The organism is Leptolyngbya sp. AN02str (assembly GCF_050565595.1).
Taxonomy (GTDB): domain Bacteria; phylum Cyanobacteriota; class Cyanobacteriia; order Elainellales; family Elainellaceae; genus Kaiparowitsia.
Genome location: NZ_JBNXVR010000075.1, coordinates 1 through 11,923, shown reverse-complemented (window position 1 = coordinate 11,923; position 11,923 = coordinate 1). Strand labels below are relative to the sequence as shown.

General features: G+C 49.5%; 11 protein-coding genes. 5 read left to right on the top strand and 6 right to left on the bottom strand.

Going from position 1 to position 11,923, the window contains the following annotated elements; all coding sequences use genetic code 11:
• The first annotated feature begins 533 nt into the window (after window positions 1–533).
• On the top strand, window positions 534–1,073 hold the full coding sequence (locus tag ACQ4M4_RS28395) for a hypothetical protein (protein WP_430687831.1): 540 nt from the start codon (window positions 534–536) through the stop codon (window positions 1,071–1,073).
• A 19-nt stretch (window positions 1,074–1,092) separates the two neighbouring features.
• Here the strand turns inward: ACQ4M4_RS28395 and ACQ4M4_RS28390 are convergent, their stop codons facing one another.
• A complete protein-coding gene (locus ACQ4M4_RS28390; RefSeq protein WP_430687830.1) occupies window positions 1,093–1,356 on the bottom strand; it encodes a hypothetical protein in 264 nt (87 codons plus the stop codon).
• Between the two features lie 678 nt (window positions 1,357–2,034).
• Complete coding sequence (locus ACQ4M4_RS28385; protein WP_430687829.1) at window positions 2,035–2,403, bottom strand: phage holin family protein; 369 nt, start codon at window positions 2,401–2,403, stop codon at window positions 2,035–2,037.
• 340 nt (window positions 2,404–2,743) lie between these two features.
• On the opposite strand from ACQ4M4_RS28385, the gene ACQ4M4_RS28380 reads away from it, so the two are divergent.
• The gene (locus tag ACQ4M4_RS28380) at window positions 2,744–4,312 is read left to right on the top strand and encodes a Na+/H+ antiporter (protein ID WP_430687828.1); all 1,569 of its coding nucleotides are present in this window, start codon (window positions 2,744–2,746) and stop codon (window positions 4,310–4,312) included.
• Window positions 4,313–4,560: 248 nt separating this feature from the next.
• Here the strand turns inward: ACQ4M4_RS28380 and ACQ4M4_RS28375 are convergent, their stop codons facing one another.
• Entirely contained in the window at window positions 4,561–5,664 is a 1,104-nt protein-coding gene (locus ACQ4M4_RS28375) for an aldo/keto reductase (protein ID WP_430687827.1), read from the bottom strand.
• 651 nt (window positions 5,665–6,315) lie between these two features.
• Here ACQ4M4_RS28375 and ACQ4M4_RS28370 point away from each other — a divergent pair.
• Window positions 6,316–6,615, top strand: a complete 300-nt coding sequence (locus tag ACQ4M4_RS28370; protein WP_430687826.1) for an RNA recognition motif domain-containing protein — start codon at window positions 6,316–6,318, stop codon at window positions 6,613–6,615.
• A gap of 157 nt (window positions 6,616–6,772) precedes the next feature.
• On the opposite strand, the gene ACQ4M4_RS28365 is transcribed toward ACQ4M4_RS28370, so the two are convergent.
• Window positions 6,773–7,126: a hypothetical protein gene (locus ACQ4M4_RS28365; RefSeq protein ID WP_430687825.1), complete on the bottom strand. Its 354-nt coding sequence runs from the start codon at window positions 7,124–7,126 to the stop codon at window positions 6,773–6,775.
• Between the two features lie 99 nt (window positions 7,127–7,225).
• Window positions 7,226–8,047, bottom strand: a complete 822-nt coding sequence (locus ACQ4M4_RS28360) for a DUF6671 family protein (protein WP_430687824.1) — start codon at window positions 8,045–8,047, stop codon at window positions 7,226–7,228.
• A gap of 560 nt (window positions 8,048–8,607) precedes the next feature.
• Here ACQ4M4_RS28360 and ACQ4M4_RS28355 point away from each other — a divergent pair.
• Complete coding sequence (locus ACQ4M4_RS28355; RefSeq protein ID WP_430687823.1) at window positions 8,608–9,642, top strand: SDR family oxidoreductase; 1,035 nt, start codon at window positions 8,608–8,610, stop codon at window positions 9,640–9,642.
• A gap of 604 nt (window positions 9,643–10,246) precedes the next feature.
• A complete protein-coding gene (locus tag ACQ4M4_RS28350; RefSeq protein WP_430687822.1) occupies window positions 10,247–11,209 on the top strand; it encodes an SMP-30/gluconolactonase/LRE family protein in 963 nt (320 codons plus the stop codon).
• A 94-nt stretch (window positions 11,210–11,303) separates the two neighbouring features.
• Here ACQ4M4_RS28350 and ACQ4M4_RS28345 read toward each other — a convergent pair.
• On the bottom strand, window positions 11,304–11,923 hold a 620-nt coding region (locus ACQ4M4_RS28345; RefSeq protein ID WP_430687821.1), incomplete at its 5' end, for a class I SAM-dependent methyltransferase.

The following is an 11,923-nucleotide window of genomic DNA, read 5'->3' as shown; positions in this document are numbered from 1 at the left end:
TCGGGCAAGCTCAGCAGGTCAGTAATCTGATGGATGAGCGCTCTAAAATCATCCAACTTTTGGGCCTACCTTACTGCCGTTACTACCTGCTTAATTAATTCCCAGCAACCTGCGGAATATCGGGTTAAGGGCTTTTCTGAGGTTTGCGCGGTGCGCAAACCTCAGAAAAGCCCATTTTTGTGTGCGCGACGCGCACACAAAAATGGGCACTTCAGCTTATCCAGAACTCAGGTTTTTGCAGCAACCCTTGCAGATGAATGTAGTACGCGGGTTTTGAACAGGTTCCCCCAACCGATGCAAAACCCCGACATTTTTCCAATGCGAAGAAACATAAACATCCGTGTGAAAAACTTGAGGGAAAAAGGCGCAACCTTCTCGTACGATTGGCACAGCAGCTCTCCTCAACATGCGATCGCCCATGGTAACCATCCAGCGATACTCGGCTACGATCGGAAATTACGGCAATCGGTCGTGTTTTGTTGTCGGAGATTTAATGTCATAACTGAAAATATTATCTGTCAATCGTTTGCCTCATGCTGATATCGACAAGCGTGTACGTTCCTTTTTCTCGCGAATTAGTCTTTGCGACCTATCGCGATCGCCTGGTGGAGTTGGTGCCTTACATGCCCAACATTCGCCAAGTCGAAGTCAAACTGCGACGAGACATGGGAACCCACATTGATTTAGTTAATGAGTGGCACGGTGGCGGCGATATTCCCTCGGCAGCGCGAGCCATTCTCAACGAGTCGATGCTGTCATGGACCGAGCAAGCCCGCTGGGATGCAGCCAATTACCTCACCGACTGGCAGATCAAAACCCACGCCTACACCGAAGCTGTACTGTGCAAAGGCAAAAACCGATTTGTTGAAAGTCAGGGCGGCACCCTCATCGAAAGCAAAGGCGAACTCAGCATCGATTCCCGCCAAATTAGGGAAGTCCCCCAGTTCCTCGCAGGAATGGTAGGAGGAATCGTGGAGGACTTTCTGGGGAAAAAAATTGAACCCAACTTAGTGCAAATGAGTGAGGGCGTTCGACGCTATTTGGAGCAACAAGCGTCTTCTACCACTCGCTAAGGATGGGGTTTGTGGCTCGCTACTGCGCAACCGTCTTGGACGTGCGGCGTTGACGGGTTGCGGCGATCGCCACCGACGGTGTAACGGTGGGCACACTCGCCGCCGAAGCGGATACAGGTGTGTCAAAAGCGATCGCAAACCGAGCCAGGGGCTTCAACTGACCCATTACTCGCATGTAGCCCTCAGCCTCAGCGCGATTGCGAAAGCGCGCAATCGTAATCCGAGTCAAGTTGGGTAGCAGTTGATGAATGACCCAAGGACTGAGTTGATGTTGATAACTCATAACACACCTGCTTGATTGGGATAAAGTTGTCAATTTTAAGCTGCGAAATAGGGCCAAACGCCCGTCAACCAAACGCCTATAAACCAAACGTCGGAACCAACCGTAACCGAACCCAAACCGTAAAACCAAACTGTGGCTTGTTGAAGCTAAACGAAGCCAATCGCAACAGACACCCAAATCATTGAAACGCTATATCTAGGTGTCACTTTTCAGCCTCAATACTATAAGTGGCGGATCTGCGACAAACCGTATCTTCGTATACAAACAAAATTTTTGTAAGTTTTTGAAACATTCTGATGATCACATCGGGGCCGGGGTGAGCCTGCCTGCCGCTAGTTTTGGTACCTCAAACCAAGAGTCAAACATCGTTTCAGGCGTTTGTCCCAAACAAGATTAGCCAGGATGATCAACTCCTTGATGCCTTGCTCTGGCCTTCTCAAAATCCTCTGGACTTACGCATTGGTATTGTGGGTAGGGTGCGAAGCACCCTACCCACAATACCAACACACCAGATTTAGTGGGCTTGTCAGTCCTGATCCTAAAAAATGAACGCTCCAAGCTGGTCTAGCTCAAAGCGTTTGATGGGATGTGCGCAATGGCCTATGCGCATGATATTGGGTGGTTTGAATCAGAAAAACGAAATGGGCGATCGCACCTTCTGGTTGTCAATCTCTTGCGTTAGCCAGCGGCAATAAAGCCCAGCATGGTCAAAATGCGATCTAGGATGCCATTCACAATCGCGAGGGCCAATCCACCCAAAATGGCGCTCAAAAAGCCCCATCGAAGTCGAAAACCTGGCACCAGTACCGCCGCAATTCCAAATACCAAAGCATTGAGCACTAGCGAAACCAGGCCCAGCGTAATCACATTCAGCAAAATTGATCCGGCAAAGGGGCGAATTAAGGCATTCAGCAATCCCAAAATGATGCCAGCCACAACCGCATTTCCAAAGCTATCAATTTCAACCCCAACCGGGAGTTTGGAAACAATGACCAGACTAATGGCCAAAATTAGCGTGGTAATAATGAAAGGAATTAAAAAACTCATGGTGATGTGTAGAACTGAGTTGGCGCTTTCAGCTTAGATGAAAGCCCCCAATCAAGTAAATGGGGGGAAGGATGAGTGAATGGGCGATCGCACTCACAATTCGCAGCCAGCCCGTCCATTTCTTGCCAAAACTGCCAATATTTTTCAGTTTCGCGCCTCTCGTTACATGTTTTTTTTAGGCTTGTAAGGTACTCTACGGCTGTACCAATGCCACCCACGCTCCAATACCAATACCACCCATCCAGGGTGTACTCGGCTGTCTCGCCTGAGTACAGGGGAGCTGAGAGGAACTGGCCGCAAGCTCAATCACCACTGTCCATTCACCAAACTTGTTGAAATTATGCTGGAGTCTGCTGCATCCGAAGAAGTCATCGAGTTAGGGCTAAAGCAGTTTGTCTTAGCGCTATCGGTAGCCTTAAGCGTCACGGCTCTTACGCAGCTCATTGGTCGATTGCGACAGGTGCCCTACACGCTGGTGCTGGTCATGGTGGGGTTGGCGCTGGCCTTTGTGGATATTCGCTTGGTGGAATTGTCACCCGAGCTGATTTTGCTCATCTTTTTGCCGCCACTGCTGTTCGAAGCATCTTGGAATCTGAAATGGGGGGAGCTGAAACGACAGCTCATTCCCGTATGTTTGCTGGCGGTATTTGGTGTGGTGATTGCCGTGCTGGGCATTGCCTTTGGGTTGCATCAGGTTGCAGGCTTATCGCTCACATCGGCCTTGCTCATTGGGGCCAGCTTAGCCGCCACCGACCCAGTTTCGGTAACGGCACTATTTCGCGAGTTGGGCATTGGCGGCAGCCGCCTTTCCACCCTGACCGAGGGCGAAAGTCTGTTTAATGACGGCATGGCGGTGGTGGCTTTTGGTTTTTTGGTGGGTTTGCCTCTGGGCACGGCCACCCTGTCGGTGCAGAGTGTGCTGCTGCAATTGGTCACCGTGGTGGGGATTGGCATTGCGGTGGGAGGGGTCGTGGGGTTTGGCATTTCCTACCTGACCCAGCGGTTTGACTTGCCTTTGGTCGAGCAATCTCTCACGTTAGTTGCAACTTACGCGACCTATTTGATTACCGAAGATTTGGGTGGATCGGGGGTGATTGCGGTGGTGGTGGCGGGCTTGGTGCTGGGCAACTATGGCTCGCGCATTGGCATGAATCCTCGAACTCGGGTGATTGTGAGCGAGTTTTGGGATTTTTTGGCGTTTTTTATTAACTCCATTGTGTTTTTGCTGGTGGGCGACCAAATTCGCTATGAGGGGCTACTGGACAACCTGGGCCTCATTGGGGTGACGGTGCTAAGCATGTTACTCGCTCGGGCGATCGCCACCTTTGTTCTATGTTTCTTGAGCGATCGCATGACCCAAAGCCAAATCCCCATTCGCGAGCAAACAGTGCTGTGGTGGGGCGGCGTACGCGGCACCGTATCCATTGCGCTAGCGCTGAGTGTGCCAGTAGTTCTGCCCGAGCGCGAAGACATTATTTCGATTGTGTTTGGGGCGGTGCTGTTTACCCTGTTGGTGCAAGGGCTCACCGTCAAGCCGATGATGATCAAGCTCAATTTGCTCGATGATCAGCTCGTACGCGAAGAATACCTGGAGCTGGCCGCTCGACAATTTGCCCTCAATCGAGTTCTAGAAAGGCTGCAAAGCGACAAACAGCCCGATATTGACCCCGAGTTTTACCGCTATCAGGAAGCATTGGTGAAAGGGGAGATTGATCAAACTCAAACCAAAATCGACAAGCTCAAAGGAGAGCATCCCAATCTAGTGAGTTTCATTGTGGAGCAATTTCAGGAAGAGCTGATGGAAGTAGAGGCCAACGCCTATGCCGAACTGGTTAAGCTGGGTCGGCTCAAAGAAGAACTATCGCCAACGTTGGAAGCCGCATTGCAAGAGGAAGGCAATCAGGCATAGCTAGGTCATCCAGACTGTTTGCACGGGTGGCTCTGCCGGACTCCCTGCCTCCAAAATCCAAGCTTGCTTCCCGTATGGTGGGCCAACCCAGGCTGCATCGGCCCTGCTTCTGCTGCCCTATTTTTGGGAGACTGATCGCGGTACAACCCAGTGCCATCGAAACACAGGCTACCAACGAATCCTCGTGCAACAGGTCAATTCATCCAGATTCACAAAAAGCAACTGCGTCACCCAGCCAACCCTGCAGATCAGGTCACCCCGGCTCCCGCACCCGCGACCAAAAACGGCTGCTGATAAGAACTCGGTTTATCACCCACCGTAGCTCCACCGTTAATCATGCCTTGCATGCTGGGCTCAAAAAAGGTGTAGGGGAAGTGGACCACAGGTTGGCTAACCGCATCCAGCCGCTTCAGTAGCTCAGGCGGAATCTCAAACTCCAGCGCCCCCAAGTTATCTTTCAGTTGGTGCAGCTTTGTTGCGCCCACAATGACAGAGGCAACCGCCGGACGATTGACCACCCAATTCACAGCAACCTGCGCCATGGAGCGGCCTAGCTCTTGGGCAACACTCTCTAGCTCTGCCACGATCGCCCAGTTCTTGTCGGTGAACTTGTTAAACGCGGGATTGCCACTGTTGGCTAACATGGCCAAGCGCCCAGAGCCTTCTGCACCTTGCTCCAAAGGTTTGTACTTGCCAGAGAGCAAGCCGCTAGCCAAAGGCGACCACACCATGATGCCCGTACCCAAATGTTTGGCCAGCGCAGTGTACTCAAACTCAATATTGCGCTCGACCAGAGAGTACTCCAGTTGAATGGTGCTAATGGGCTCCCAATGGCGTTCTTTGGCCAGGGTTTGGGCTTGGGCCACGTACCAGGCAGGCGTGTCAGATAGGGCAACATACCGCACTTTGCCCGATCGCACCAAATCATCCAATGTGCGCATCACTTCTGCTGCTGGGGTGAACTGATCCCAGGTGTGGAGCATGTACACATCGATATAGTCTGTTCCCAATCTCTGGAGCGACCCTTCCACAGCCCGCAGAATATTCTTGCGGCTGTTGCCGCCTGCATTGGGGTTGCCGGGTTCGGCGTTGTAACTGAACTTGGTGGTGATCACGACGCGATCGCGCGTGCTGCTATCCTTGACAAACTTGCCCAACAGTCGCTCACTGTTGCCGTTGGTATACATATCTGCTGTATCAATAAAGTTGCCACCCGCCGCCAAGTAGGCATCAAACAGTTGGCGAGCGTTTGCCTCATCAGCACCCCAACCCCAATCATCTCCAAAGGTCATGGTGCCCAGAGCTAAGCGGCTCACCTTTAGCCCTGTATCACCAAGTGTGTAATAGTCCACAAGCAATCTCCTGTGTAATGGAATGACCCGCAAAATCACGCCGTTGGCTTATCACCACTACTATCCAGGATCTGTTCAAATTTCCTGTGTAACATGCCACTCATTCTTGCAAAACGCCTGGGCTGATGCACCATCCCTCTAGACTACAGCCATCAGTTGCATCAGGATTCGGGCACAATTGCCCAAATGGCTCATCAGTTTGGCCCGACCGATAGCTCTCCGTTCCTTCGCAGACTCACCTCACCTGAAGCGATCGCACTCAATCGTTTCAGGACTTACGCAAGCCCGCTAAATCTGGTGTGTTGGTGTTATGGGTAGGGTGCTTCGCACCCTACCCATAACACCAATGCGTGAGTCCAGCATTGGTCGACAAAATCTTTTCCGAATTCGTCAAAAAATTCCGCATCCAATCAACTGATGTTGCTCCGTTATATCTCTGCCCTATCTACACAGGGTTATGGGAAACATCAACGATCGCATCCTCAAAAAACTAAAACCTCAAAATCAAATAAATGTGCTAACGTGAATGAAGAGCTTAGATATCGGTTAGCAACATTTGTTTCTAGTATTAACGAGTTTTCACGTTTTTCCTTCGACAGACTTCTCTCCGAAATTTCACTCTACATATCCACAAATTTCTGGAGAAAATGTATGTCGATTTATGTAGGCAATCTGTCCTATGACGTTACGGATAGCGATCTCACCTCTGTGTTTGCAGAGTATGGATCGGTTAAGCGGGTTCAGCTACCCACTGATCGCGAAACTGGCCGCATGCGCGGTTTTGGCTTCGTAGAAATGAGTGCCGATGCTGAAGAAACCGCTGCCATTGAAGCATTGGATGGTGCTCAATGGATGGGTCGCGACCTAAAGGTGAACAAAGCCAAACCCCGCGAAGATCGCGGCAACTCCTTTGGCGGCGGACGCAGAGATGGTTTTTCTCGCGGCTACTAAGGTTTTGATAATAACGTGAGCGATCTGGTTGTAGAGGCCAGTCTCACTGAATTGGGTTCAGGCATTCATGCTTGAGCCCTTTTTTTATGATGAGTTGGCGATCGCGCGTCCTCAAACGATTGCTGAGCGAAGATGAGGGCGAACCAAAAGCAAACACCTAATTTTCAATCAAATGGAGAACTCTATCGAGAATGTCTACAAAATCCTGAGTCGGCGCATTATCGACATTGTAGTAATTAGAGTTTAATAACGGCTTGCGTTGACTTTGGGGAGGAACAACTTCTCCATAGGAGAGTATAGCGTGTTTTGTTTCATTGAGAATTTGAATGATTTGCTCCTGCGTGATTTTGTCTTCTATGAGCATATCTAGATATAAATCTCTGCAATTGTGTCCCACATTCAGTAAAGCAATTTTCCATTTTTTTTGAACTTTTGCCAGCCATTCATTGTCCGGATCAAATAAGATTTTCTTTCGAACAACCTCAAGCGCCTCATCAAGAATGAATTGCATAGCGATATCTCGAACACATACATAACTGTCTCTATAAAAGATATTGTTAGGCATCGGTTTTCATGACTCCTTAGAGAATGTATCTTTTCATTTCGTTGACTAAGGGTTGCAATGATTACAGAAACCTGGATCAGCAAATTCTAGGTCTTGAAATTTTCGCTTTTCGGTGTGGTTGCACTTGGTGCAGGTGTAGATGGTGTACAGTGGCATGGATGTGGGATAACCACACCAGGCACAGGGCAAGCCTCGTTCTACACTAGTAGCTCTAAATCCAGGAGTGTTGCAATTGGGGCATTCCGACCGAATTTTTTCGACCAAATCGAGTGTGGCTTGACCAATCGCCTGCATCCGAGCTGGGTTGCGATGGGCACGCAAATCTGTTTCCAAATAAAGCTGTTCGAGGCCAAGACTAGTTTGTAAATGGGTGAATTTTTCTTTCAGTTCTTCCAAGGTGGCAAGCTCTTTATAAATATGCTCAGGGCTATTTTCGGTTGGTCTTAAAATGATGCCTTGATGAGGGAAATTGTGTTCGGTTGCAAAGGCGATCGCCTCTTCTAGCGAAGCAACAGATTTACCACTGCACACCGTGTTAGAGGTGCGATATTCACCCATCACTTCAAACTCACTGAGCATATCCACTAGCAGCAAAATTTCGTAGTTTGATTGCAAAAAGAAATAATCGGGATGTGGGCCAAAACTGCCTTCACTGGCCAAAAACAAATCAGCAGAAATGAGTTTCTTTGCAGCCTCAATTTTGGCTCTGGCCGCATCCAGCATCGTCCCCAATCGTTTTACTTCGCGGGTAAAAGTGCCAAATTGATCGGTATTCACCTCGGAACAGGTGACACATTTCACCCCTAGCGATTGCTCCAAAACGGGCTGTATGGCGACATCCTTTTGGTGCATCGTTGCAATGACCAACGTTCGGCCTGCAAATCGTGAATTTTGTGATGAATTGTGCGATCGCATAGCAAAGCTTTTCCTTCTATTGAACGCCTCAAACTGAAACCATAAACAGTGCATTTCGCCATTGGAAAACACGATCTCCAGTCAGGAGTTTTCGAAGAGGATTTCTGAGCAGTCAAAAAATCGCCCTCATCCCCCAACCCCTTCTCCCAAACTTGGGAGAAGGGGAGCCGCAAACCCTTTCCCGTCGCCCAAAATTGGGAGAGGGGAATACAAGGGGTGAGGGCCATCCACAAAGCTTGAGGCACTTTTCAGACGTTCTCTAACTACCCAACCACCCACTCCACATCGAGTGCTGTCGTTTGGTTCATCAAGCCTGATTTTAATTCCTGTCGCGATCGCCCGAACTGTTGAGTTAGCTTGCCGCACTGCATTCTTTCGTTTGATGGACGTTTGCCTTGTGAAGATTCGTTACGGTCAAGGTAAGGCTCAAATTCTGATGGCACACGCAAGCGCCAGCCAAGCCAGCAGAAAACCTGAGCCCACAACCACCAAGCCCATCAACTAAGGACGTTATGCAGCTTAAACCCGTTCATGACCAGGTTGTTGCCATTGTGGGTGCCTCTAGCGGCATCGGACGCAGCACTGCCCTAGAATTTGCCAAACGCGGCGCCAAAGTGGCCGTTTCCGCTCGAAATCAAGACGGGCTGAACTCATTAGTGCAGGAAATTCAGCGCGAGGGTGGCGCGGCGATCGCCATTCCAGCAGATGTTGCCGATTTTGCTCAAGTGCAGGCGATCGCCGATGCGACCGTTGCCGCCTATGGACGCATCGACACCTGGGTTCACTCATCGGCGGCGGGCATGTTGGCTCCGTTTGAAGCCATGACATTGGAGGAATTTCGGCGTGTACTTGATGTAACGCTGATGGGGCAAGTTCATGGAGCAAGGGCAGCGTTGCCCCATCTGCGGCAAGCCGGAGGCGGTTCGTTCATTGCCATTTCCTCAATGGAGGGTCGTCGGGCGCTGCCATTACAAAGCGCCTATTCAACCGCAAAGCATGCCCTAGAAGGATTTCTGGAGTCGCTGCGGGTTGAGCTAGAGCACGAAGGTGCCCACATCAACGTGACCAGTATTAAACCTGCGGTCATCAACACGCCTTTTTACAACCATGCGCGCACCAAACTGGGGGTTAAACCCACGGGCATTCCTCCTTACTACGATCCTCAACTGGTGACCGATGCAGTGCTACACGCAGCTGAGCACCCCACCCGAGACTACATTGTGGGCGATGTGGGCCGAGTGCTGGATGTGGTGCAAAAGGTCTCTCCATCGCTGGTGGATCAACTGTTGGCCTGGATTGGCTTTCAGGGACAAAAAACTAGCGAGCCCAAGTATGTGCAGGATGCCGATAATTTATTTGAGCCGATGCCAGGTTACGAACAAGCAACGGGCGATTTTAGCCACTTAACTGTGCCCAGTATTTCCGATTGGTTAGCCAAAGAGCCGATCAAGACGGTGGGGGCGATCGCCCTGGGAACCGTTGCGCTTGCGGCTCTTGGTTCCATGCACAAGGGAAATGCTGAGGCTCGCGATCGCATCGCAGACTAAGCACAGGAATTAAGGAAAGCCTTGCCTAGCCAAGGTTTTCTTAGCATTCCGATTGTTGCGCTGTAGCGGGGCGATTGATTGGTTTCTGTCTGCGGCTCGTGTTTCAAATTTGTGAATGTTTGGTTTGAAAATGGCGCAATATGACACTTTCACAACAAACAACCACACGTCGAGAACATCACCGGAAACTGCAATCCCTTCCAAGTTGTAACCTTAAACACCGTTATCGGCAAAAATTGGCATTATTGGAATGTGTTTTGGAACACCAACTGATGACATTCCAAAACACTTTTTTGTATGGCTTCGGAAATTTCGAACCCATTCAGAATTTAATCACCTAAAAATAGCACAATCGCTTTATAGACAAGGGTTTCAGCACTTCTCAAATTACGGCAAAGTTCCGGTTCAACCACGAAATTACCCACAGAAACTCCTCACTTTATTTTGATAGCAACTAAAGAAAGGATTAAATTATCTCTGTTTTTTGTGGAGTCGAATCAAGATAACAACAATCTTGATTCGACTCCACAAAACTAAAGGGAAATTCATGGCAGCTCCAACGAACCGACGTTTTTTTAGGCGCAACAAACTTGCTTCGTTTACTTTGGCTGCTATTTCAACGGTTAGTATCATCTTTTGGGAACATCAGGGCACAGCTCAAGGTTTGCCACCCATCTACGACGACGTACCGATTGAGTTGGCGATCGCCCGCTCGGTCGCAACCTTCCCGGTCAATACCTTTCTTGAAAATCTTGTGGTTGCTCCGAATGGCACACTGTATATCACCAGCCACGAAGATGGAACCATTATTCAAATCGACTCAAGCGGGACTCAAAGCATCTATGCTGCCGTGAATGGGAAGATTGCAGGAATTACGTTTTCATCTGACAATCATTTGCTCGTAACAGGCTGGAACCGTGAAGGAATTCCAACTCTATTCGAGGTTGATTCTGCTGGAGCCGTTCGTGAGCTGATGACGGTTCCAGAGGCTCTGTTCTTGAATGGGTTGATTCCCCTATCGGGCGATCGCTACCTAGTTGCCGACTCCTATCGAGGGGCAATTTGGGAGCTGAATACTGTTGAGAAAACAGCCGAAATTTGGTTAGAGCATCCACTATTAGCTCGCAGTAATTCCGAAAGCCCAATTCCGGCCGCGAATGGATTAAAGCGATATGGCAATACGCTTTATGTGTCTAATACTGAGCAAATGTTGCTGTTGCAAATTCCGATCAATGAGCAGCAGGAAGCTGGAGAACCTGTCGTGTTTAAACAACAGGTAAATATTGATGACTTTGCGTTTGATGCTGATGGAAACCTATATGGGGCAACGCACATTTACAACAGTGTTGTTCGAATTACTCCAGATGGAGCGGTCACAACCATTGCACAGGCAGAGCAGGGCATGATTGGCAGCACGGCTGTGGCGTTTGGCCGTACACCGGGCGATCGCACAGCCCTTTACGTTGTTACAAACGGCGGCATGTTTCTCCCGCCACCAACGGGAGTTGTTCCGGCTGAGGTCGTACAGCTCGATGTTGGGCAGATTGGGTTTACTTCCGCTCATTAAACCGTAGTGGGAATGCCCAAGTCAGCGAGGAGTTGGCGATCGCTCTCCACATCAGGGTTTCCCGTGGTGAGCAGTCTTTCACCACAGACAGCTCTTAGTCACCATTTTTGAAGCAGAGCATTCTTTGAGCCCGAGGGTGGCCCCAATCGCCGACAAGCTCAACCTGAAATCCCGCCAACTGGCCTAGATGCTGCATTTCATCAAACGATTGGTGAAATGGATCTTTGTCAAAATGAGTGGATACGTTTCCAGGCTGATGTTGGATGGATTGGAGATGGGCAGCGTGAGGCGCTTCAAAGAAAGTCGCATACAGCTTTCCATTGGGCTTTAGAACTTTTTTGGTTTCGATGAGACAGCGAGTGATGTGGTTGGTAAATAAGTGGGTAAAGACCGATTGGGCGATCGCAAAGTCAAACTGAATTCCAGCCTTGGATGCATTGAATTGATCATCCACAATCAGCAGGGGTTGTTTATGCTCTAAGTTTGCTGATGCAACCTCTAATTTGCCAGCTTCGATGAGAGATTCATTAATATCTAAACCGCAGTAACAACCAGGATTTAAGTATTGGATAAAGAAGATCCCGCCTCTTAGAGCTGATTTATAAAGAGAAGCTAAAAGCCTGTTATGTTGAGCTTGTGCAGATTTTAGGCTGGATGTAGCCGAATGGGTGCTCATCATGACTCGTCTGCCAAAGATTGCCAATCCTATCCGTA